Annotated in this window: 19 protein-coding genes; 1 reads left to right on the forward strand and 18 read right to left on the reverse strand. The window is 41.7% G+C overall.

Annotation, left to right across the window (positions count from 1 at the left end; all coding sequences use genetic code 11):
* Positions 1-10: 10 nt before the first annotated feature.
* The 17 genes from BACINT_RS08735 to trpB form a co-directional block, all read right to left on the reverse strand.
* Positions 11-1,126 (reverse strand): glycosyltransferase family 4 protein, encoded by a 1,116-nt coding sequence (locus BACINT_RS08735; RefSeq protein ID WP_007662312.1) that lies wholly within the window; start codon positions 1,124-1,126, stop codon positions 11-13.
* Positions 1,123-2,349, reverse strand: coding sequence for a glycosyltransferase family 2 protein (locus tag BACINT_RS08740; protein ID WP_007662313.1), 1,227 nt, complete (start codon positions 2,347-2,349; stop codon positions 1,123-1,125). The genes BACINT_RS08735 and BACINT_RS08740 overlap by 4 nt, the downstream gene beginning before the upstream one ends.
* Before the next feature lie 9 nt (positions 2,350-2,358).
* Positions 2,359-3,837, reverse strand: a complete 1,479-nt coding sequence (locus BACINT_RS08745; protein ID WP_007662314.1) for an O-antigen ligase family protein — start codon at positions 3,835-3,837, stop codon at positions 2,359-2,361.
* Positions 3,838-3,852: 15 nt separating this feature from the next.
* Complete coding sequence (locus BACINT_RS08750) at positions 3,853-6,018, reverse strand: GumC family protein (protein ID WP_007662315.1); 2,166 nt, start codon at positions 6,016-6,018, stop codon at positions 3,853-3,855.
* A gap of 11 nt (positions 6,019-6,029) precedes the next feature.
* Positions 6,030-6,869, reverse strand: coding sequence for a TolC family protein (locus BACINT_RS08755; protein ID WP_007662317.1), 840 nt, complete (start codon positions 6,867-6,869; stop codon positions 6,030-6,032).
* 41 nt (positions 6,870-6,910) lie between these two features.
* Positions 6,911-8,083 (reverse strand): sugar transferase, encoded by a 1,173-nt coding sequence (locus BACINT_RS08760; RefSeq protein ID WP_007662319.1) that lies wholly within the window; start codon positions 8,081-8,083, stop codon positions 6,911-6,913.
* Between the two features lie 24 nt (positions 8,084-8,107).
* Positions 8,108-8,467, reverse strand: coding sequence for a response regulator (locus BACINT_RS08765; protein ID WP_007662320.1), 360 nt, complete (start codon positions 8,465-8,467; stop codon positions 8,108-8,110).
* Positions 8,468-8,865: 398 nt separating this feature from the next.
* Complete coding sequence (locus BACINT_RS08770) at positions 8,866-11,442, reverse strand: LruC domain-containing protein (protein ID WP_007662322.1); 2,577 nt, start codon at positions 11,440-11,442, stop codon at positions 8,866-8,868.
* A gap of 185 nt (positions 11,443-11,627) precedes the next feature.
* Complete coding sequence (locus BACINT_RS08775; RefSeq protein WP_007662323.1) at positions 11,628-14,393, reverse strand: LruC domain-containing protein; 2,766 nt, start codon at positions 14,391-14,393, stop codon at positions 11,628-11,630.
* 258 nt (positions 14,394-14,651) lie between these two features.
* Positions 14,652-15,692, reverse strand: a complete 1,041-nt coding sequence (locus tag BACINT_RS08780; RefSeq protein ID WP_044154965.1) for an asparaginase — start codon at positions 15,690-15,692, stop codon at positions 14,652-14,654.
* 122 nt (positions 15,693-15,814) lie between these two features.
* A complete protein-coding gene (trpA, locus tag BACINT_RS08785; RefSeq protein ID WP_044154844.1) occupies positions 15,815-16,591 on the reverse strand; it encodes a tryptophan synthase subunit alpha in 777 nt (258 codons plus the stop codon).
* Between the two features lie 15 nt (positions 16,592-16,606).
* Complete coding sequence (locus tag BACINT_RS08790) at positions 16,607-17,224, reverse strand: phosphoribosylanthranilate isomerase (protein ID WP_021966946.1); 618 nt, start codon at positions 17,222-17,224, stop codon at positions 16,607-16,609.
* 54 nt (positions 17,225-17,278) lie between these two features.
* A complete protein-coding gene (gene trpC / locus BACINT_RS08795) occupies positions 17,279-18,121 on the reverse strand; it encodes an indole-3-glycerol phosphate synthase TrpC (protein ID WP_007662329.1) in 843 nt (280 codons plus the stop codon).
* Positions 18,122-18,141: 20 nt separating this feature from the next.
* Complete coding sequence (gene trpD / locus BACINT_RS08800; protein WP_007662332.1) at positions 18,142-19,137, reverse strand: anthranilate phosphoribosyltransferase; 996 nt, start codon at positions 19,135-19,137, stop codon at positions 18,142-18,144.
* A 159-nt stretch (positions 19,138-19,296) separates the two neighbouring features.
* Complete coding sequence (locus tag BACINT_RS08805; protein WP_007662334.1) at positions 19,297-19,863, reverse strand: anthranilate synthase component II; 567 nt, start codon at positions 19,861-19,863, stop codon at positions 19,297-19,299.
* Positions 19,864-19,885: 22 nt separating this feature from the next.
* A complete protein-coding gene (locus BACINT_RS08810; protein ID WP_007662336.1) occupies positions 19,886-21,286 on the reverse strand; it encodes an anthranilate synthase component I family protein in 1,401 nt (466 codons plus the stop codon).
* Positions 21,287-21,313: 27 nt separating this feature from the next.
* Complete coding sequence (gene trpB / locus BACINT_RS08815; RefSeq protein ID WP_007662338.1) at positions 21,314-22,486, reverse strand: tryptophan synthase subunit beta; 1,173 nt, start codon at positions 22,484-22,486, stop codon at positions 21,314-21,316.
* Positions 22,487-23,022: 536 nt separating this feature from the next.
* Between trpB and BACINT_RS08820 the strand changes: the two genes are divergently transcribed.
* Positions 23,023-23,613 (forward strand): HdeD family acid-resistance protein, encoded by a 591-nt coding sequence (locus BACINT_RS08820; protein ID WP_007662340.1) that lies wholly within the window; start codon positions 23,023-23,025, stop codon positions 23,611-23,613.
* A 317-nt stretch (positions 23,614-23,930) separates the two neighbouring features.
* Here the strand turns inward: BACINT_RS08820 and BACINT_RS08825 are convergent, their stop codons facing one another.
* Positions 23,931-25,226, reverse strand: coding sequence for a S28 family serine protease (locus tag BACINT_RS08825; RefSeq protein ID WP_007662342.1), 1,296 nt, complete (start codon positions 25,224-25,226; stop codon positions 23,931-23,933).
* Positions 25,227-25,375 lie beyond the last annotated feature (149 nt).

Consider the following 25,375-nt stretch of genomic DNA (forward strand, 5'->3'; position numbering starts at 1 on the left):
AATTGGAAGGTTATAAGGTGTGGTATAATTGAACCAATTCACTTGCAGTCTTTTCCCATGAGAATTGTTGTGCACGTAGCAAACCATATTCTTTCTGCTTTTGATAAAGCGTGGAATCTGTTTCCAATTTTAACAAGACATCGGAAATTTCTTCCGGTTTGTAAGGATCCACAGTTAGTGCTCCAGTCCCTGCAATTTCAGGCATGGCGGATGTATTTCCGGTGATTATCGGGATACCACATGCCATTGCTTCCAATATTGGGATACCGAAGCTTTCACGAAGCGAAGGATAGAGAAAAGCGAAAGCCGCATTATAAAGTGTTGCTAAATCCCGGTTGGCAATGTATCCCGGGAAATACAAATGTGGTTTGATGGCTGAAATTCCTTCTTGCTGTAATAAACTGTCTATATATTCTTCTTTTAGATCAGCTATGAGTAACGGGCGTTTTATGGAAGACTGTTCTAAATAAAGATGATATGCCTTCAAGGTTCGCGCTGCATTTTTCTTGGGATCAGTATTTCCTAAAAAGAATAGAAAACCATTTTGAGGAATATATTTTTGGACGATATCCATATTTAGATCCGATTGTTGGCGGAAATAAGTATTATAACCATTATAAATCGCCGTGATACGCTCTGACGGAATATTGAGGGCGTGGCGGATACGGTTACATTCAAATTGTGATACAGTAATAATCTTTTTACATTTCTTTAGGATACGGGGAACGACCAAGCGGCGATAGTGCCAACCCATTTCTTGATAGAGGGATGGACTACGATGTTGTCTGGGTTCCAGATATATAATGTCGTGAAGTGTCAATATAAGGGGAACCGAACATCGTATGGGAGCTGTATTCGAAGTGCAATGTAATAAGTCCACCTTTAATTTTTTTACAATACGTGGAAGAGCCACTTGCTCCCAAAATAGATAGGTAGGGCACTTTAATTCTATGATAGAAAGATTAGCTGACTCTACCAAACAACGATCTTCACCTGGAGCGACGATAACAAAGTATTTGTTATCGTCGTTTCTTTTTTGTAATTCACGAATAGTTTCTAAAGCAACAAAGTCCATTCCATGCTTGTTAGGGCGGAAAATGCGTTGAGCTTCAATCGCTATCGTCATTCCTTTTTTTTTTCTTCTGACTTTTTTGTTTTCTTTTTCTTTTTGAACTGGAAAAAACGAGAGAAATGGCTAAATATAGATGCAAAAACAAGAATAGGCAATGCCCATATTGAATGCTTGAAACGTTTGTTTACTTCTCCGTCAGGCAATGCCATTAAAAATGTAATAACAATAACTGCTAAAAGAGTATACCATTTAAAACTGAGTGTCCAGTCGAGGAAAGTAACTCCAACAGCACATAGAGTAATAAGGGCAATAAGTAAGAATCGTGAAGGCATCAGCCATTGGAATAGTTTAAGGGCATAGTCCCATTCACCTCTCAATAAAGTGATAGGTAATCTTTTTAGAGCTAATATTGTACTACTGTATTGCGAACGAAGCCAGCCAATTCGTTGTGCTTCATATCCGTCGGCACTTTCTTCTTTTTTACTATAACACACCACCTCTTCCATATATTCGGTAAAGATGTTCTGTTGCAATAATGCCGTTTCCATAGCTTTACTTAAATCAGAACCTTTAAGCTTGGGGGCTATTTCATGAAACATGGCAAAATCGAATGCCATTGCCGAACCTATTAATGCGGAAGAAAATCCCATACGGGTATGCGCTTTTCGAAAAATATTATTATTTATTTCTTCACTGGTTGCATTCAATACGGCGATGCTAGTAGTTAAATTTTCCGTCATGCGATGTGCCTGAATGGCGTCACATCCCGAATAGTATGCGTTATTAAATAGGCTTAAAGCATTAGGAACAATTCGGTTGTCTGAATTGAAGATGATGACCATATCGTATTCTGCCGGAGAATAACGTTCCATTACTTGCTGAATGGCGTAGACTTTGGTACATTGTTCTTTGTCAGGAACAACGATATTTACCGGCATCTGAAGTAGGGTAACAAGATCTTCTTCTGCTAGTTGGGTAGCAGCGACAGCTATGTCATACTTATCTCGTGGATAGAGTTGAGTATCCAGAAAATGATTAATGGATTGAATAACTTCTTTACCGTTGCGTAATACCGTAAACAAAACAAGGAAGCGGTGTATCTCTTTGGCAGGAGGATACGGATTTTTGTATTTTCCTAACGAGAAAAGAGCACAAATGAAAAGATATAAAACCGGTAAACACAAGAATAAAAACAAAATGGCATCTGTTATTTGCAAAGCATTATTGTTTTCGTCCATCCACCAGTCGGGATTAAATATGGAAAAAATTTCGTTCATAATATGAATTTATTGCTTGTTTATGGTTAATTTCTGTTGAGTGATTTGCTTGTCTATATAGGCACCGTTCATTACAAAGGCTATCATAGCTACAATAATGAAATTTGTAGGTGGCATGCCAGGAGCATATCCGGTATAACCACTCAATAATATACCAAACACAGTGCATGTGAAGGCAGCTAGCTGATGCCTTAAATATCTGTCTTTGACTTTGAACATTACAATGTAACAACAACCTAACAATGTAACAAGATAGATGGTGATATTCAGTACAAGGCCAACTATTCCAGTTTGTATCCAAATGGAAACAAAATAGGAATCAGGCGGTAAGGTACCTTCTTCATATGTTAAATCTTGTTTTAGCCATAATTTAGGTATTGAATTAGCTATACCTATTCCAAATGGGTAATCTTTTAAATATAGTGCCATCTCCTTTCTGTTTTGGATGCGTACATTGAATGATGCATCTGCTGTTGGGCGAAAAGCAGTACGGGCACGTCGAATGAATGAGTTGCCATTACCTATATCAGTAAATGCAAGAAATGCAAAAATACATAAACCTGTAATTATTGTGATGGCAAATGTTCTAATGCTTTTGCATATCAGGCAGTATAAGGCAAGACCTGCAAAGGGGACAACAAGAGCGCCTCGAGTACCGGAAAAAAGCATCCCAATAATTCCCATTGCTGCTATACTGAGATAAAAGATTGCGAATTTCCGATTGCGTGTGTTGAATCCTATAATAGTGTACACGGTTGCTATTGCCCCCATGACTGTACCAAAGTTACCAGCATCAGTAAAATATGAAAAGTAGCGTATTCCAGTTGATAGAATATGAGTTTTTGCAGCTTCTTGTACATATAGCCAATACCTTTCAGATGAGTCAAAACCTACATATCGTTGATACATTAATTTCAAGAAGGCAATGATAGTAAAAAGACCAATAAGTATCAAACCGTTTCTTAATACTTTTGGACTATTAGAAATGATAGATGCAATGATGTACAGTACAAATGTTTCTAATATCATGATACGGATACCATGTGTAATACCTTCTTCATTAATGTGCGGGTTGGCTAATTGTAACAGAATGAATATAATCCACGCAATATAACTTAGAGTGAAAATATTAACAGCATCTTTTAATCTGAAATTAGTTTTCTTTAGATAGAAGACTACCAAAAGAGAAACTGATAAATATACTAATATTATATCCAACCCAACGCTTAACTTAACTTTAAGAGTATAACGAGAGATAGTTGTGAAAAAAAAGGCATAGGTAGCATATAGTAAATAAACAAAATATGGATTCTGGAAACCATAGGCTACAGCTAAAATCACTATAGGTAAGCAGACAATGGCTACTGCTATTAATAATTTCTGAGCAATAATGGCATACGTAATAGCTACCAATCCAGCCACAAGCAAAAGATAGATTAATGCTTTGGGAGGTTGTTCACGTACTAAATATGGAGTATTCGATGCCATAATATTCAAAAGATATTATTTAACCTCATTTTTCTGAGACGTTAGACCTAATTGCGCCAACCGGCTGATGAAAGAGTGAATCGGCATTTTAGGTGGTAATTCACCAGTAAATGATTCTACTACATCACGATCGGCATTGTTTAGGTAGAGCATGAAAGGTGTGTCTTTCAATGCTTCTTTGAAAGGAGCTAATGTCGTATTATCACTGTCACGCCATAAACGGCAGGCATTGGCTATCAATAAATTGACATCAGCCTTTTGGAGTACAGGCAATGGAATGCTGGAGTCTTTGATAGATGGATACTCTACTAATATAATGTCCGGTGTTTTCTCGGCTTCGTTGAGCATCCAAAAATCACTTAGTTGTTGTGCTTGTACATATTGCTTTCCATTGCTCTCAAAATCATAATCGTGAGTAACCAGACGCACACGAAGACCTTCTGACTCCCAATGGCGGATGAAATATTTAGCAAGGAACGATTTTCCTTCACGAGAATTGATACTTAGTAGGTTGATAACCGTAGGTTCACCTACCTTCATATATTTATTCAAGCGGTTGCAACAATAAGCTGCAGCTAAGCGGTTGCATGCTTTCAAGAAACCACGATATTTCAAATTACTAATACCATTGAAAGCAGCTATAACAGGTAAACCACTAAGGCGCTTGCTGCGATAAGGATCGCGTAGGGTATGATCTAACACTTCAATTAATAGGAAGTAGAGAATGATGAATATCATGCTACCAAAGAAAGCAGCAAGAATGTACATCAATCGATTGCGCCCATTGTCGGTAAGAGGATAGGATGGAGGTGCTACAGTTTGAAGATTACTGGTGCTCATTTCGATATTCTTCAGACGTAGGTTGGCACTGGCAAGTCCACTTAGTTGAGTCCGATAATTATCTTCGGCAATGTCGATCGCGCGTTCTTTGCGATTGACTTGTGTACCAACAGGAGACATGTGACTATATTGGTCAAATATATCTTGCTGACGTGATTCCAATACTTTCATCTCGGCTTGTGCTCTGGCTTCGTTAACCAATGCTATAAGCCATTCATTAATCATATTTTCAATGCCTACACCCTCTTTTGTGAAAGCAAATTCATTTAAGTTATCTGAAATACTGCTAATTCGATCTTCAGCTTGTCTTAATTCTGTCTTCTCTTTTTGTAGTTCTTCACTTTTGGACTTACTTTTGTCCGAAATGAAGATTTCTTTTTCCATGATACTTTGGTTCAAGTTGCTGACTTTATCTAATTCTTGCAACAAGTTGGTATTGTTACGGATAATTTGAGCACGTACATCCATCTTCTCATCTAACATCTTCCGCAAAGCCACCGCTCCTTCATAGGTTCGTTTGGCTGCTTCCAGACGGTCATCTACTTGATAGCGAGTAGCGGCTAAGGCCTTTGTTTCTTCACCGTAGTTAATAATACGCTCTTGAACATTGTAGTGCATCAGGTTATCTTCCTCTTCACTGAGTCTGACTTTGGCTAATCGTACTTGTTCTTCAAAATAGGCAATCACATCGTTTGTTGATTTGAACCGGAGGATTTCGTAGGCATTAATAAGTTCTTCAATGAGAAAAGCTACTGTTAGTTGAGTCAACCCAGGATCTGCAGATGTATAGGAGATATCTAAAATATCGCTATTACCTATGCGCTTAAGTTCTACCCGGTCTAAAGCAGCCATGCTGTAAAAAGCTATGGTACGATTGAAAACAGAATAAATAAAATTATTATGATCATTTTTTTTATAGGCTGTTAAGTTAGCTAAAGTTTTGCTTTCGTCTTTACGGTCAATCAATTCCATAACCTCTTTGGGAGTTATTTGCAATAATTGACGGTAGTGTTTCGCTTGAATGTATTGATTGTCTTTCCACTCTTCACCATGAGTATAAGAACTAGCTAAAAGACGTAAAGAAACTTTTTCTAATGTACCTCGGGATTTGGCAATATTGACAAGGTTATCGAAAGTGGCAGCAACTACAGAAAAATTTACAGCAGCTCCATCCAATGAAGTCGAGCTTGTAATACCAGCGTATAAGCTGCTTTTAACAGTATAGCTATAAGGAAGGAATTGGGTAAAATAAATAACTAGACCTGTGACAAAAAGGGTTCCCCATAATAACCAATAGCGGATACGATACAGGAATTGCGATATAAATAGTAGGATATCCATAAGCTCTTTTATTATTTGTCTCTGATGATTTTTACATTTGTAAGCATCTCAAGTAAAATGATTGAATTATGTAAAGCTACACGAGCCTGCTCATAGATGGTGACCGCTCCTGAACGTCGTGCACGCTCTACTGCCAACTCTGTTATTGTAATTTTTCCTTGAACAAAATTGTATTCTGAAATTTTTATTTGTGCATTATATAATGCTGCTGTTTCTGCCTTAGCTTTGATTGTAGCAAGTTGTTCCGTTACAGCATTGTAAGCTTCTAGAATTTTTAACTTACGATCTTCCATAACTTCATCTTGCGCATATTGCAATTGCTCTATTTTATATCGGTAGTCTTTCAATTTTATCGGTCGATTGAATAAATCGCCTAACCCTATACTAAAGCTGGCACCTAAGTTGAATGTATGTCTCGTTCCGACAGATGTTGACTGGTACCAGTCTACAAATGTTTCACTATTTTCGTTAATGGTGTTAAAACGTCCAAATGCATAGTTCGCATTTAGGCGGAAATAATTCCACCATTCCCGTTTCTCAAGACGATATTCATTTTTAACTTGGGCAATTTGTGACTGCGCTTTCTTCACTGTTGCATTTTCTGATACAGCATCCAAAAAAACAGATAACGGAGGCAATTCCATTTTTTCAATTTCAAGTTGGAGTTCTTTCATTGTTTGTCCTGTAGCTGCATTTTCCCATTTACTATCTTCCATCTTTAGAAGTTCCAAGGTTTTAATACGTTCCTCACGAGTCATCGTCTGTTCTTGGGCGATAACTGTAGCTGGAAGAGCAAATAAACTTACAAAAATTACACTACAAACAATGAATACAATATGTTTCTTTATCATCTTTTTATTTTAAGTTCATTTTTACTGACTTCTCTCTGTAATCAAACATTTTCTTTTTGTATAAATGCAGTCAACGTCTTAAAAATGATTTTCATATCCAACCAAAATGAGAAATCTCTTGCATATTTTATATCTAATTGTTTTCTTTCCTCAGCAGACATTTTACCTGCACCACCACGTTTTTCCACTTGCCACAATCCAGTTAAACCTGCCGGAGCCATGAATCGGTCAATATAGGCATCACTGGTCAGTAACTCAGCTTCGTAAAGTGGGAGAGGGCGATTACCTACAATACTCATATCACCTTTCAGTATATTGAATAGCTGTGGCAATTCATCAATACTATATTTACGGATGATACGTCCCACACGAGTAACACGTGGATCATTTTCAAGTTTAACGAATGTATTCTCCTTTGTTTTCTCTTTCTTTTTGATGAAATCTTCCTCAGAAATAACAAAGTCATCTGAAATCAACAAGCTTTCTTCTTCATCCGGTGTTCCGGCAAGGTCATCGAAACGGATTTCAGGACCTTCATCGGAACTTTCAACTTCTTCAATCTGATATTGATTGAGGGCATTCAGCTCCTTCAGCCGTTTGTCTGCATTGGTATACATGGAACGGAATTTCAGAAAATCGAAAATCTGATAGTTAGAGCCAACACGCTGTGATTTATAGATAACTTTTCCTTTGCTTTCCAAACGAATAGCAATGGCTGTACCAATTAAAATAGGAGAAAGAATGATAACAGCAGTACTCGCAAAGAGTATATCGAATGTGCGCTTCCACATAGGGAGGTGGTATGTATTCAATATCTTGCGGTGCGTCTCGCTAAATTCTTTTAGCTTGCTTTCCTTGCGTGCCTTGAGATATGCATTCATGCGTTGAATACTATCTTCTTCTGCATGTGGTGGAAGCGTATTATTAACTCCGGCTTGCAAATAAGCTTTCCTATTTTCAGACTTTAGAGCTTCGGTTATGAGGGTGATATAAACCCGGGGATAACGCTTACGCAAATAAGTAATTTCAATACAGTCCGCTTCACGTACATCTGTTTGTTCGTAAAGGATAGATATGTTATACCGTTCACGAATACCGTCAATCACTTTTGCCGCTTTCTGAGATGAAGAGACGGCCACGAACATGCCACCTGTAACCTTGCTCAGGTGATCAATGATAATTCGGTTACTTCCGATATAAATGTAGTATAACATGTCCTTTTACGTGTTTTGTGTTAATTAGATGAACTTCTTTAAGCGTACTTTCAATTCCATGGGATTGAAAGGTTTCAGAATGTAATCTACTGCTCCTTCCTCAAGTAGACGGATACGTTCGGTTGTGCTTTCTTCACTGGATAGCATCATAACTGGAATATGCTTAAATAACTCATTACTCTTAAGGTAATGGAGAAATTCTGAACCTGTCATTTTGGGCATACGGATATCGGATATGATTAAATCTGGTTCGTTGCCTTCGTGTAACCAGTCAATAGCTTTTAAGGGATCTTCGCAATATACAAAATCATACTCTTTTCCCAAGTACATAGAGAGCACTTTGCCTATGGAGGCTTTATCATCTACTAATAATATCTGTTTCATTATCGTAAGTTATATTATTCTACACCTGTTATTCGTTATATGGTTGTAAATCTATTTGCTTGTCATGATACTGCGCTCTTTGCAGATTTTACAAGCAATGAAATCAACTGAATCTTATTCTTTTCCATAAATATATTGATTAAGTTTGATCTTAAGCAAAAATACGCTTATTTGCGCTAATAATATTTGTATAGGGGAAGAATTACTTGTGAGTTAACTCTATTTAACGCTTTGTTGAGGTTAGATGAAGCAAGTTTATCTTTAAAATCATCAAATAATGAATTCTAATTCTTTAGCCTCTTGATAAAAGAAAAGATACCTTGTAAGCGGGGTGATACTTGGATAAATTCCAAAAGCCGAAAAAAACTCCGGCTTTTGGAAATTTATTTTATCCATTGTTAAGGTTTTACGAAGATGTTATTATTGTGGTCAGATATCCAATTTAGGTCTTCTGCTTTTCCACCATTTATTACCCAGTCTTTGAATTTGGGGTAGACATTGGTTATCGGATTGTACTCTTTTGGCCATTTCCATACTTCGGTATTCGGAATACAAATACCCCATGCCAGTCCTTCGGTGCTGAGATAGTAGCCTTTTTTCGGGAGCTTAAGCATGTTGTTGTATTCAGAGGCGTCATTACTCATCCCCAATAATTCCTTAGTTCCTAAATTAGTAGGGGCATAGTGTGCCATGTGTACTTCTGTACGTCCTATAATTCCATGACCGTCCTGAGTTATGATGAATACATCTATATTTTTGATATTAGCAGCTTGAGCTGCTTCTTCTGCTGTCGGGAACATCATTTTTATTTCAAACTCGGCCCCATCTCCTTCACTATTGTCGCCGGGGACGGTGCAGTAAAAAGCAAAATCATTATCTGTGATATTGGGTTTGCAGAATTTATGGGCATTCGTACAAAGGATTACGACAGGATTGTTCTGACCTGCCTCAAATATAGGATTGCCACTTTGTACTTTTCCACTAATAGTCACTCCACTACTTTTTACATTTAGAAACTGGATTCCTATGCCAGTTTTTCGACTGGCACCAACGGCGCGTACATGTCCTTGAATAGAGACTTGCTTGTCCTTATTGGTAGTACTTATCTTATCAATGGTGATTATTACATCATTCATATCAAAGTCTCCATAGGCAGGCCATTGGTCTTCAAATGCATAGGTGTAAATGGTGTTGTCTCCTGTATCTGGTTTTGGGGGATCTTCCGGATCGATAGTGCCGGGATTCCCTGGATATACTGTTCCGCTGCAATTATTGATGGGGTTGGAGGCTGTGCCATATTCTGTTGTAACCACTGTAGCGGCTTTATCTACCATCCATGGGTTATTACTGGGCACTGGTTCTTCATTATAATATTCTTTTTCTCTGTCGAGTATTAAATTCTCTTTTATATGGGTGGTACCTGTGTATATGAATTTTTGGGCTTGAATCATAGATGCCTCTTCTGTTTTACTACCTATGATAGTGCATGTGTTTCCTGTATAGAAATTTATTGCTTTTATGATAGAACCGTTATAGAGTTCTTGCGTAGTTTCATTGATTATTCTTACACTTGGGGCTGATTCCCATTCTTTATCACTGGTTCTTTTTCCGGTGATAGAACCACTATCCATTATCAGATTTCCCAAAACAATAGATGTCTTGGCAATAAGTGTACAATTGTTGTAAAGTGTGGCAGCTGTATGGTTGCTGCAATCAAAAGTGTTTAATTCAAAAAGGTTGTCATTGATGACTATTGCGCCACCAATAACTTTGTCTGCTATGATTGTTCCGGTTCCATAATTTGCGATGATGGAGTTTAGATTGCTGTTTGTCTTGAATGCTCCCACCCGCATTACACCATGATTTAAAATCTGAGTGGATGTCACATCTACATCTTGAACTATGGTGAATGTGGCATTTTCTGCATTGTATATGACACCTGAGTTGATGTCTTTGGCATTTTGTGCAGTAATTGTTCCAAAATTCCTGACAGTAATTTGTGCTTGTCCAAAGTTTATGTCGGCAGCTGTGGTAAAGGTTGCATTTTTGTCATTATACAGACTGGAACCAGTATTAAATGATATATTTCCACTAACTTTAAAAGTCCCAAAATTTTTCACAGAGATATTCGTTTGGGTTTGAAATGACTGGCTATTTATGAAGCCGCCTTTTTGTATCTCTAGGCTACATCTGTCACCCATATAAGGCTGGCCTGTAATTTGACCGCCGTTTGTTACATAAATATCTAAGCCTTGAGGAGTGCTATTCATGTTCCATGTTCCTCTTACAATGACGGTAGCTTTACCATTATAGTTTGTCAGTTGTCCACTAAATACATCTCCGCTTTTAATAACATATACAGCTCCGTTTTTTAATTGGTTATTGGAATAGGGCTCAAACTCCGGATTTTCAACTAATTCATTTATTGAGGTTTCTTGCTCTCCACTGTACTCCTTTACTAATGAAGAGATGCGATCCCAACCGCTTTTTCCGGGAATATTGAGTGTACGAGTCTGGGTAACTGGATAGTATAATTGGCAACTTAATGTATTACCGTCTTTAGGTGTTATATATTGATATACAGTTTGGCGTTGTTTCGGGTCGGTCTGACGAATAAATAAATGTTCGATAGATTTAGGTATACTAATTTCTGTTGTATAATTAGTACCGCTTTTAGCATACCCTGCTGCAAGTGGCGTTGCAGTTGCATCTGACAATGGATTTCTTGTGAATATTTCTATTAGGTACTTATACTGCCCATTGAATTTGTCTTTTACTTCAATGTTTAACTTGACAGTTGCGAGCATTGACCAGTCGAAGCCATCAGGGGCTACGAAATCATCTCCTAGAGGGTTCTCTACCGGTGCTACAGGGCGGACCCTATCGGGGTCGTATACATCATTGTCTGCGCAAGCTATAAATAATAGAGGAGCAGCAAGGGCAATAATTAAATAATCGTGTTTTAGAATTCTCATAATTATACATTTATAAATCGTGTGATATTAGTTTGCCTTTTACGCAACAAAGATAAATAGAAAATTCAACTTTTTGGGTTTTTGGGGATTATTTGTGAAATAAAGTTTATCGTAGTTGTTTTTTTGATCCAAAAAAAGCCGGAAGTTAACTTCCGGCTTTAATATGAAAATCCTTTAATATGTTATTAGGGATTGACAAATATGTCATTTGTGTGATTGGATATCCAATCTAAATCTTCTGTTTGTCCACCATTGATTACCCAATTTTTAAAACCAGGATAGACGCCTGTTATCATCATGTATTCCTTTGGCCATTTCCAAACTTCAGTGTTTGGAATACAAATTCCCCATGCCAAGCCCTCAGTACTAATATAGTAGCCTTTCTTGGAGACATTGAGCATAGTATTGTTTGCAGAGGCGTCATTGCTCATTCCAAATAATGCTGTAGTACCTAAATTAGTAGGAGCATAATTGGCCATGTGTACTTCTGTGCGGCCTATATTTCCTTGGGCTTCTTTACTGATGATGAATACATCCAAATTTTTGACATTCATAGCTTTGGTAGCTTCTTCAGCAGTTGGGAATGTCATTATGATTTCAAATTCAGCTCCATTGCCATTATATTGACTTCCAGCACCTGGAATGGTATTATAGAATGAAAAATCATCATCTGCAATATTGGGGTTGCAATGCTTGTGTGCATTGATGCTAATAATTACAACCGGATTATTTTGACCGCTTTCGAAAACAGGAGTACCGTTTTGTACTTTTCCTGCAAGGGTTACTCCGCTACTGCTTACGTTTAAGAATTGGATACCTACACCAGTTTTACGACTGGAACCAACCGCACGAATATGTCCCTTAATAGACAGTTTCTTGTTATCATTGGTTGCAGTCATCTTGTCAATGCTGACAACAATGTCATTCATGTCGAAGTCACCATAAGCAGGCCATTGATCTTCAAAGGCATAAGTATAAACGGTCTTATCCTCTACGTCCGGTTTTTCGGGATCTTCCGGGTCAGGATCACCTTCATTACCAGAATAGTAATAGCCACCACAAGTAGAGAATGTATTCTTTGATCCTCCCCATCCGGTAGTTGAACATCCGCTTGTAAGCCATCTGGCATTATTTATGCCATTGTAAGGAGGATCATAGGTAAATGCGTTTTCAGGCATTTCTATAACCAAGTCCTTTAAATTAGTATCACCTCCTTGAGATATACGTACTCCTCCAACCTGCAACAAAGAGGGGTTGCTTCCTTCTCCCCTGAAATTGCTTGGAGTCCTGTTGATATGTAACAAAGTAGCTTTGATTACTGAACCGTTCTTCAGAATATATTGTATTGGACTATCATTACTCATAACTACTGGAACCGGCTTCCACTGGTCGGCATTACTTCCGGAGGTATTCAGGTTCTCGGGTTTCTCTCCAGTGATGGAGCCATTGTCAAGTGTCACATTTCCCCAATTGAATTTCTCCTTTACTATTAGTGCACAACTATTATATAGCATGTCAACTGAGGAATTCTCGAATATTGTGAATTCGCCATAACTGTCATTATAGACGGAAACTCCTCCACTCAGGTGATATCCTTTAATAATGCCTTTGTCATGATTTACTATGAAGCTGCCATTTGATGTGTTATTAGTCTTTATGACACCGGTTTGTTCGTCTACTAAAATTGCTCCATAATTACTGAAGGTACTGGTGGTGAACTCAAGGTTCAGGGATGAAAGCTGACCTTTGTTCAGTACTTTGCTGTTATCTACCTTAAACCATTGTCCAACTGTAAGTTCACCTTTATTAATGAAGTTCATTTTAACAAGATCCATGACTCCGGTAACCTCGATTGCGCCGGCATTGTAAATCTCCGGATATGAACCCATATTTGCAGTAATAGTGGCAGCCGTAATCGTACCAAAGTTCTTATAGACCTTACTACATGGTTTGAGCGTACCGTTGTTGATGGACATTGTTACACCGGAGGCGATAGTCACTGATGAAGTTGATGCTCCAAATGTTACGTCTCCATTTGCAATAAAGTCTCCTCCAATGAACCAATCACCATAATTGGCAGCAAAATTACTTGTACATTCAACTGTACCACCTTTTTCTACAACAAATTTAGAAACAGTTGTAAATGTCTTATTACTTGGAGTTGCAATTTCTATTTTACCTCCGTTTAATACGTAAATGTCAAAGTTAGAATAGATATTAGTTACTTTCCATGTACCTTTTACAAAAATCGTACCTTTACCGCTGGCCATCTGGTAGATTACACTGCTTACTTCTCCAGCTGGGACAACGATTCTTGCTCCATCATTGAACTTATTTTTATCGTATTGGCTCACAGGATCGTCCGATTTGTCCGGAGCTGTCGGAATATCAGGGGTTTCTACTGTGTAATTGTTGTCTTCCAACTCTTTAAAACCTGCAGCAATAGCAGCATTAGCGGCCGAAGTACTACCAGTACCAGCTCTCGTAGTGGTACCTCCTGAATAATACAGTTTGCAATTTAATGTCTCTCCATTTCCCGGAACAACGAATTCATAGACTTCCTTGCGTTGTTTCGGATCAGTTTGACGAACATAAACTCGTTCTATGGATTTAGGAATGCTAATTTCTACAACATAATTTTTTCCAGCCTTTGCATAGTCTGCAGCAATAGGAGTTGCAGTTGCATCGGTCAGCGGATTAGTAGTGAAAACTTCTGCCAAATAGTTGTACATTCCGTTGAACTCATCTTTGACTTCGATGTTCAACTTGACAGTAGTAATCATTGACCAGTCGAAACCAGTTGGAGCCACAAAGTCCTCTCCTAAAGGATTCTCAACGGGGGGTACAGGGCGTACCTTGTCGGGGTTATACACATCATTGTCTGCGCAAGCCGCTAATAAAAAGGGAGCTACGAGAGCAATAATTGCGTAATAGCGTTTAAAAATTTTCATACTTCTCTTATTTTTATGTTATATTGGTTAGCTTTTGTGGCTCAAAGATAAATAAATTATTCAAGTTTTAGTTGCAAATTATGTCTTTTAACAACTTTGGTTGTGTTTTACTTAAAATATGTTTAGTGGAACATTTCAGCCTATGTAACAGCTAATTGCTCATTTTTCCTTTTAACTTTAATAGTTTTATAGTTATCGGAATTTTGGAAAGAAGGGGAAAGTTGATTTTTTTAGCCATTAAGGTCGTCTGGCTATGGCTTATGCTTTGGTGATTTCTCCCGCAAGGTCGGAGTTCATGCGGTAACGGATTTCTGCCTGGCTGAGACCATGGCCGAGAAGGAACATTAGTTTGGTGACTGCGCATTCGGGGGTACTGTCGTAGCCACTGATAACGCCTGCCTGGAGAAGTTTCAGACCGGTCTCGTAACGTCCCATTTCTACTACGCCACGCTGGCATTGGGTAATATTTACAATAATGATACCGCGCTCAGTAGCATCTTTGAGTTGCTGGATGAACCATTCCTTTTGAGGGGCATTACCGGAACCGAAGGTTTTGAGTACGACTGCTTTAAGACCGGGGACGTGAAGAACTGAGTTGATGATACTTTCCTGAATGCCGGGAAAGAGGGTAAGCATAACTACATTGGTATCAAACAGATAATGGGGCTTCATGGGGCGTGTCGGATCAGGACGGCGGATGATATGTGCATCGTACTTGATGTGGATACCTGCATGAGCCAGTGAGGGATAATTGAATGAACGGAATGCGTTAAAGTTTTCGGCGTTAATCTTTGTAGTACGGTTTCCACGCATCAGTTCGTTCTCGAAGAAGATACACACTTCGGGCACTATGGGAGTACCGTCGGGATTTTTTGCGGCAGCTATCTCAATAGCGGTAATCAGATTTTCTTTTCCGTCTGTGCGCAAGGTACCGATAGGGAGCTGGGAGCCTGTGAGAATGACGGGCTTAGCCAGGTTTTCGAGCATGAAGCTGAGGGCAGAAGCTGTGTAAGACATGGTGTCGGTGCCATGAAGGATGACAAAACCGTCGAAATAGTCATAATTGTAGTTGATAATCTTTACGATTTTTGCCCAAAGCGAAGGCTCCATGTCCGAAGAGTCGATGGGCGGATCGAACTGGTAGGAAGAGATGCGATAATTGAAACGTTTCAGTTCGGGAACATGTTTGAGAAGATGGTCGAAGTTGAAATTTTCAAGCGCACCTGTCTCCGGGTTTTCTATCATACCGATGGTTCCGCCAGTATATATCAGTAACACAGATGGGTAGTCGATCTTCATAAACATAATCGGGTTTTGATTATTCTGAGTGCAAAGATAGGAAAAAAAGTGATAGGGTGGTAGGGTGGTAAGATGATATTGCTGCCTTTATCACCCGATCACTCTATCACCCTACCACCTTATCACCTTCCTACATTTTCTTTCAGCTGTGTGATCGCCTTTTCCGCATCTCCTTCAGCTTCATTCAGCAAGGTGACGAATCGGCTACCGATGATAGCACCGGAAGAGTTGGCACAAGCGGCGTCAAATGTCTGTTTGTTACTGATGCCGAAGCCAACCATGCGGGGATTGCGCAGGTGCATATCCTGTATCTTTTTGAAATAAGCTTGCTTCTGGCTATCGAAATCTTTTTGGGCACCGGTAGTAGCAGCGCTGGACACCATATAGATGAAGCCGTTGGTATGTTCGTCGATTTCGCGGACGCGAGCCTCGCTGGTTTCGGGGGTGATGAGCATGATGACACGGATGTCGTAACGGTCGGCAATAGGTTTATACGTTTCTTCGTAATCTTTGAAGGGAAGATCGGGAATAATAACGCCGTCGATACCACATTCTACGCATTTCTGACAGAAAGCCTCGAACCCGAATTTCATAATAGGGTTGAGATACCCCATCAGGATGAGAGGAATACGGACATCGCTACGGATATCGCGGAGTTGCTCAAACAAAATACGCAGCGACATACCGTTGCGGAGAGCACGGGTAGCAGCTTCTTGAATAACGATGCCGTCAGCCATCGGGTCACTGAAGGGAATACCGATTTCAATCGAATGGACCCCATTGCGTTCGAGGGTACGGATGACGTCGGCAGTACCTTCCAGGGTTGGGCAACCGGCACAGAAGTAGATGGACAGCAAGTTTTTAGGGCTGTCCTGAAAAAGTTGATTTATACGATTCATGATGTTATTCTAAATTTAATTCGTTCTTAATTCTTTGAGAAAACGTTCGATCCGTTCCACATCCTTGATGCCCGGAGATGTCTCGAAGCGACTGTTGATATCGATACCGGCAAGGCGGGGATGGTGGAATTCTTTCAGGGCTTTGACGCTGTAAGAATTGATGCCACCGCTAAGCAGGAAAGGGGTACTGCCAGTGTAACGTTGCAGAATGCTCCAGTCGAATTGCTGTCCGGAACCACCATAGTGGACGGTACGTGTATCGAACAGATAGTAGTCGCAGAAACCTTCATAATTGAAAATGGCAAGAAGATCCTTGGGCAAGGCGATGGAAAACGCTTTGATGATCCGGATACCCTGTGAATGAAGGGTGCGGCAATATTCGGGTGATTCGTCACCGTGCAGCTGGACATAGTTCAGACCGAAACGGTCGACATACATAAGGATGTTTTCTTTGGTTTCGTTGACAAAAACACCGACACGTTTGGCAAGCGTAGGCAGGTACCTGGGTATCTGGTACAGGTATCTGGGGGATTTGGGGTAGAAGATAAAACCGATCATATCTACACCTAATACTTCTACATCGCGGATGTTGTCTGCATCGGTCATTCCGCATACTTTGATCATTGTATTCATGGGCTTATACCTTAAAAATCACGAATATATGAAATCATGTGTGAATTTCCAAATTTATATACCGTGAATGAGTTCTTCCAATGTGCTCCCGGGATCGTCTGTACGCATGAATGTCTCTCCCATAAGGAAACCACGGAAGCCTGCCGAGCGTAGTTCACGGATGGTTTCAGGGTGCGAAATACCACTTTCGGAAACGAGCAGCGGAGGCGTCTGAAAATCAATTTCAGCAATAGCCTTTTTTAACTCTTCTGCAATGCGGAAAGAGTTTTCTATATTGGTGACGAAGCTGCCCAGATTACGGTTGTTGACGCCGACCATATCCGTCTCCTTATATATATAGGAGAGTTCGGAGGTACTATGTACTTCGAGCAGAACTTCAAGCCCCAGTTCGTGTGCCTGTATGGTGAGCGTGTGGCACTCATCAGGTGTGAGGCAGGCGGCAATGAGCAGTACTGCATCGGCACCTACAATGCGGGCTTGCAGAAGCTGATATTTGTCGATGATGAAGTCCTTACGCAGGATCGGGATGTTGACCAACGGGCGTGCTGTACGGATGTCACGCAGAGTTCCGCCGAAGAACTTTTCATCCGTGAGGATGGAGAGGGCGGAAGCTCCGGCTGTTTCATAAGCAGGGGGAATGAGATCGGCCTGTGCGTTTTCCTTGATCCAGCCTTTGGAAGGGGAACGGCGTTTGAACTCGGCAATGATGCCGGATGAAGAGTTTGCGAGTGCACGCTTCATGCTGCGGACGGGCGTTGTGCCGGAAGTTCCGCTTCCGACAGCTTCCTGTATCATGGCAGCAGCTTGCTCTTGCAATTGACTGAGGGAGACTGCTTGCTTTTGCTGCTCAATCTCAATCCGCTTGTGGGCGATGATTTCGGATAAAATATCTTTCATAAATTGGAATTTATGGATTCTTACTGATTGATTTCTATAAACTTCTTCAACGTCTCCAGCGCCCGTCCACTTTCCAGCGATTGGCGAGCGATGGCAATGCATTCTTCGATTTCCTTTTCGGGTTCCATCACCTGGATGGCGAAGGCGGCGTTGACAATGACACATTGCGTTTGGGCACGTGTGGCACGGTTATTAAGGATGTTATCAAAGATGCGGGCGGCATCCTCTTTGCAGGCTCCGCCGAAGAGCTCTTCGGGTTGTGCGGCATTGAAACCCAGCGCTTGCGGACGGTAAATCCGTTCGTAATTGCGCGTCATAACTTTGAATTCGTCCGTGAGGGAAATTTCGTCGTAGCTATCGAGACTGTTGACTACCGCAAAGTCGATGCCGAGTTTGTAAAAAACATTTGTGTAGAGTCGCATCTGTGCAAGATCGGCCACACCGAGCAACTGGTAAGTAGGCTTGCAAGGATTGACAAGCGGGCCAAGAAGGTTGAACAGTGTACGTACTCCCAATGCCTTGCGCACAGGACCGACGAACTTCATTGCCGGATTGAAAAGTTGGGCGTGCAGGTAGGCGATGTTACACTCGTCCATGCTGCGTTTCAACTTGTCGGGATCATTGGTGAAACGGATGCCGTGTTGCTCCATGACATTGCTTGCCCCACTGACGGAAGTGGCACCATAATTGCCGTGTTTGGCAACTTTGTAACCGGCTCCGGCCACCACAAAACAGGCACAAGTGGAAATGTTGAACGTGTTCTTTCCATCACCTCCCGTACCTACGATATCGATAGGCCGATAAGGCGCGAAGTCGATAGGTACTCGAGTCTCCATAAGGGCTTCGCGAAAGCCGATTAGTTCATCCACTGTGATGCTACGCATTTGAAATACAGTGAGTAATGCGGAAATCTGTGCTTCGGGATAAGCTTCCCGGGTGATGTTCAGGAGAATTTGCTTGGTTTCTTCCGAAGTAAGCTCTTCGTGGTTGAAGAGACGGGTTAATATATCTTTCATTTTCTTATTTACGATTAGACGATTTACAATTTACGATTGAAAATTCTGTTGTGTCCGGAATGCCTCACTTCAACGTTCGGAATGCCACATGTTAACGGTCGTGAGGTGTGGCATTCCGACCTGTGAAGTGTGGCATTCGGCCTCATGAGGTGTGGCATTTCAGACGCCTTTCAGCCAGTTGCCTACAATCTGTTTTCCATCGGGAGTCAGTACCGATTCCGGGTGAAATTGGATGCCGTGAACATCGTATTCCCGGTGTTTCAGTGCCATGATTTGACCTTCGGAGCTGATGGCGGTGATAACCAATTCTTCGGGAAATTCTTCCGTATCCACTACCCAGGAGTGATAACGACCGACTGGAATTTCAGTAGGAAGACCGGAGAATATGTAATCTTTATTCTTTATTTTCACATTCGTTTGTATGCCGTGAAAGACTTCACTCAGATTGGTGAGCTTCCCGCCGAATGCTTGTCCGATGGCCTGTTCACCCAGGCAGACGCCAAGTATGGGTTTTCGTCCTGCGTAAGTGCGGATGACCTCTAATAGTAAGCCTGCCTCCTCGGGGATGCCGGGACCGGGTGAAAGGATGATCTTATCATATTTCTCCAATTCCTCAAGCTCAAATTTATCATTGCGCAGCACATCTACTTCTGTGCCGAGTTCTTTTACCAGATGGGCAAGGTTGTAGGTGAAAGAGTCGTAGTTGTCTATGATTACTGTTTTCATAATTTCATTTACAATTTACAATTTACATTTTCTCCGCCATTACGATTGCCTTTTTCAGTGCTCCCAGTTTGTTGTTCACCTCTTGCAACTCGGATTCTTCATTGCTCTTGGCTACGATGCCGCCGCCTGCCTGAAACCAAAGTACACCGTTGCGACTGACGAAAGTACGGATGGTAATGGCCTGGTTCAGTGAGCCGTTCAGTCCGATGAAGCCGATGCAACCGCCGTAAGCGCCGCGATTGTGCGGTTCCAGTTCGCTGATGAGTTGCATGGCGCGTACCTTGGGGGCACCGCTTAGAGTGCCTGCCGGGAAGGTGTCGATGAATGCTTTGATGGGGCGGGCATCTTCGTTCAGCGTACCGCTGACGCGGCTTACCAGGTGGATAACATGACTGTAATACTGCATTTCCTTGTAGAAATCCACTTTTACATCGTGGCAGTTGCGGGAAAGATCGTTACGGGCGAGATCGACCAGCATGACATGCTCTGCATTCTCTTTGGGATCATCATGCAGGTATTGGGCGTTCAGCGCATCCTGTTCGGGATCTCCGGTGCGCTTGGTAGTACCGGCGATGGGGTCGATGTAGGCGTGGCGGCCTTCGATGCGGCAGTGCGTCTCGGGTGATGAACCGAAGATGCGGAAACCTCCGAAATCGAAATAGAACAGATAGGGAGAGGGGTTGATGCTGCGCAAGGCACGGTAAAGTTTGAAATCATCGCCTACGAAACGTTGTTCGAAACGGCGGGAGAGAACAATTTGAAACACATCTCCACGCAGGCAGTGGGCGATTCCTTGACGGATATTTACTTTATGCTGTTCGTCGGTCAGTGGGGAAGTGGTTTCACCAACGGCACGGAAATCGTAGGCGGTGTAATTGCGGTTATTGATGGCTTTCTGCACCGTATCCAGTTCACTTTCTTCACCGGGGGCAAGCATTTCAAGAAGTACCATTTCGTTCTTAAAGTCGTTGAAGACAATGAGGTATTGATACAAGATGTAGAGCATATCCGGTGCGTCGTTGGTGGCTTCGCGGCTATCTTTTACGGGAATATTTTCAAAATAGCGTACGGCATTGAAAGAGGTGTAGCCATAAAGACCGCAGTAATTGGCATATTCACCTTCCACATGGAAGCGGCCGAGGAAATCCTCTAAAGCTTTTTCTACAGGATATTCCGGTGTGATGGGGCGTTCTTCGCGAGTGCCGTCGGGCAGGCGGAAGATGGCTGTTCCATGGTCGATGCTGACGCTTGCCAATGGACAGAGTCCGATGAATGAACGGTTGTTTTCACTGCCGTGATAGTCAGAGCTTTCCATGAGTGCACTTTGGGGAAAGACATCACGGACTTTAAGATAAGTACTTACAGGCGTGTGCAAGTCTCCAAGAATAGTACGACTATGTGTTTGATAATTATATGTATCCATAACCCTTTAATTTTTAATTTATAATTTTTAATTATTAAGATACGTCTCTATATCCTTGTCTCCACGTCCCGAAACGGTCAGTACAACAACATCATCGGGTTTGAAGTTCAGCTTTTCGAGGGCACCGAGGGCGTGGGCACTTTCCAGGGCGGGGATGATACCTTCCAGTTTCGTCAGCTCGTAGGCGGCACGGATGGCTTCATCATCATTAACAGCAAGTACGATGGCGCGTTTTTGTGCAGCCAGATTGGCATGCATGGGGCCGATACCCGGATAATCCAGTCCGGCAGAGATAGAGTAGGGCTCTTCAATCTGGCCGTCTTCGTTCTGGATGACGTAAGTGCGTGCCCCGTGAATGATTCCCATCTGTCCGAGGGCGATGGTAGCGGCAGTCATACCCGTATCTATTCCTTTACCACCGGCTTCGGCGAGGACGATCTGCACGCGGCTATCGTCGATATAATGGTAAATAGTTCCGGCGGCATTGCTACCACCACCTACACAAGCGATAAGATAGTCGGGGCAGTCACGGCCTTCTTTCTCAATGAGTTGCTTTTTGATTTCCTCGCTGATGACGGATTGCAGGCGTGCCACCATGTCGGGATAAGGATGAGGACCGACTGTGGAACCGATGATGTAGTAGGTATCGGCAGGATGACAACACCAGTCGCGGATTGCCTCGTTGGTAGCATCTTTCAGCGTCATATTTCCGGAAGTGACGGGGATGACGGTTGCACCCAGCATCTTCATTTTTTCCACATTGACATGCTGGCGTTCTACATCCGTTTTTCCCATGTAGACGATGCATTCCATGTTCATCAGGGCACATACGGTGGCAGTAGCTACGCCGTGTTGCCCGGCACCGGTTTCGGCGATGATGCGATGCTTGCCCATGCGGCGTGCCAGAAGAATCTGCCCGATGGTGTTGTTAATCTTGTGAGCTCCTGTGTGGTTCAGGTCTTCACGCTTGAGGTAGAGCTTGCAGCCATATTTTTTGGAAAGCCGGCGGGCATAGTAGAGTGGGGAAGGACGTCCTACGTAGTCACGCAGCAGTTGGTCGAACTCTTGCTTGAAATCTTCGCTTTGCAGTACGTTGAGATAGGTGTTCTGCAACTCTTCCACACACTTGTGGAGTATTTCGGGAATATATGCTCCACCGAATTCTCCGTAATAACCATCTTGATTTACTAAAAAACTCATAATCCTATTTTTTTATTTAATTGTTTACGATTTACTGTTTATCTCAAAACCGGATAAAAGAAAAGAGCCCTGTCGCAGGTTGCGACAGGGCTCTTTCTTAATCTATATTATATTTACATATATACATACGAGCGCTGCTCCCTTACGACTGTCGGAGTTGTAACGGGCGCCACCACCAATATGTATTTATGAGCATTGTTTTCATTGTCTTTTTGTTTTAGCTGGGGGCAAATGTAAGCACTTTGTTTTAATTACCAAAGAATTTCTTGCTTTTTTTCTTTCAAAGAACATTTTTCTTATAAAGTTGTTCTATAAGAATATTTAGAACAACTATTATTCACAATAAAAAAGAAAGGATGAACTATGAAACGGAAACATTTAGTTGCCATTGGCGTATCGATTGCTATTCTCTTGTTACTTTATTGGCTGTTGGTGGCCGAAGATATGAACGCTTGGCTGACCGTTAATTGATTTTTCGTGACTTTCTTGTGGGGTTGTGCGGATAAAAATGTATCTTCGCAAAAAATCATAAGCTCATGAAAGGAATAAGTAACTCATTTTTGCGTACGATATGTGCGCTGGTAATCGGGCTGATATTGGTGATGTTTCCCAATGAGGCAGGTGATTACTTGGTTATAACCATTGGCGTTGTGTTTCTGATACCATCGCTCTTAAGTATTATCGGGTATTTTGCAATGACTGCGGAGGAAAGGCAGCGTCTTCCTATTGAAGGGATCGGCAGCCTGCTGTTTGGTCTGTGGCTGATTATTATGCCCGGTTTCTTTGCAGATTTGCTGACATTTGTATTAGGATTCATTCTTGTGTTGGGTGGTGTGCAGCAGATTGCATCGCTTTCCGCAGCCCGTCGCTGGATGCCGGTTCGTGTGGGGTTTTATATCATTCCGGTCCTTATTCTGATTGCAGGACTGATTGCGTTGTTCAATCCGACGGGAGTACGTTCCACGGCATTTATCATTATTGGTATCACCAGCATAGTGTATGCAGTTTCCGAATTGATCAATTGGTTCACATTTACTCGCAAACGGCCGAAGGCACCGGGTACGCCGGGAGCTTCTTCAAAGGCTGTAGACAATATTGAGGACGCGGAAATATTGGAAGATAAATGAAAATTTAGTTGACAAGGGAATGAGTTGACAAGGGGACAAGGGGCTACGCAGTGTTAGGCTACGCGGTGAAATGATAATTTATCGGGCTGAATTTTAAGCCTGAAAGGCTTGCATTATATAGCGTAGGGCATCGCCCTACGTAATGTGCATCTCTTTTTCTGAGCCCTGAAAGGGCGATATAAAGATTGATGCTTAATTGCGCCCTTTCAGGGCTTAAATAGAGATATACATAATCACGTAGGGCGTTGCCCTACGCTATGTAATATCAGGCTTTCAGCCTGTCTTGGTCTCAGCTATTCCCACCGTTAAATTATCATTTATTTTAGCCATTGTTTTATCAGTTCCATCACCTCTTTCTTTTCTTTTTCGGGCAATGTGCTGATACGTGCCAGATGGCTGCCATTCGGTTGGATAAATACATGAATATTCTTCTTGTTCTTCAGCCAGGTGACGCCTGCGGCTGTCCATGGGTCGTTCTGACCGTAAATGAAGATCATCTTCGGATCCTGTTTCTTTAGAAACTTGGTTATTTTCTTACTTAAAGTTTTGTCGAAAGGCATATCTTTCAACTCTTCGGGAAGCATCAGACGGTGCAGATAGTCTTCACTGGACTGGATGGAGAGATATTGTTTGAACGGTTGGACGTCATAACCATAGTATCCCAATTCACGGGCAGCTTGTACGAAGAAAGAAGCATTGGGACTGTCGGCGGTGAAATATCCCGGTTCGCTGATGGCAAGCAGATGAGAGAAAATTTCATCATCAGAGGCTGTAGTAGCGGGTATGGAGCTGATAGGAGTACCCCACTGCCACAAAGCGAAAGAATATTCCAATACCGAGTAATCGTAAATTTCTTCAATCGGTGCACGGAATGAATAATTCTTTTCAGTACAATACTTTTCAAAACGGGGAAGTAAAGTTGCTTTCCGTTTCAATGCTTCCAATTGGAAATCTTCAATTATCTTGCGGTTTTCCGGTGTTGAAACTTTATGCAGGAAAGGCTCATGGCGTCCATCTTCTACTCCATAACAAAGCGGAGCTACGTAAGGAACGGAAATATCTACATCATCCGGATAGAAAGTGCGGTAAAGAAGGGTAGTCTGTCCTCCTTTGCTGATGCCGGTGGCGATCCATTTGCCCGGATAGATGTTTTTGAATGCGGTGGTGATGGCATGTAAGTCGTCTGCAGAGTTCTCGGCTGTCAGATATTGCCAGTCTTTGGGTTCAGGGGTAGACTCAAGGAAGTATCGGTATTCCACGAATATCATGTTGGCATTGAGAAGTTTTGAAAGCTCTTCACGATATTGGGAACGGAGTGCGTAAGCGGCGCCATAGCCTTCGGTAACGATCACTGTGGGGCGATCGAAGCCGACATGAGAAACGATAACGCGTTGGCGAAAGCTGCCTTTCTCCGGATGGCAGTGATCCAGCGGCTGGGTAAAATAGGTTACGTATTTTTCTGAAAACTCAGAAGTTTCCAGTGGGCGGATTTCTTTAATGGCGGAAATCGCGCTGATTTTTTGCTCCAGAACGGTCTGTGCGAAAGAAGAGACTGATGCTGACAGCAAAGCAAACAGCAAGAGTGCTGCATAGCGAATGTGCATGTGCTTCATAATGAATTGTTTTTAATTTATCATCTGGTTTTGTAAATATTGACAAAGGTACGAAAAAGTGATATGCTGGAAAATAAATTACGATGATATTTTAGTTTTCAAAAAAAGAGAGAGAACTACCTCCCGGCACCTCTCCCCCTGCAAACTTA

Source organism: Bacteroides intestinalis DSM 17393, from assembly GCF_000172175.1.
Classification (GTDB): Bacteria; Bacteroidota; Bacteroidia; order Bacteroidales; family Bacteroidaceae; genus Bacteroides; species Bacteroides intestinalis.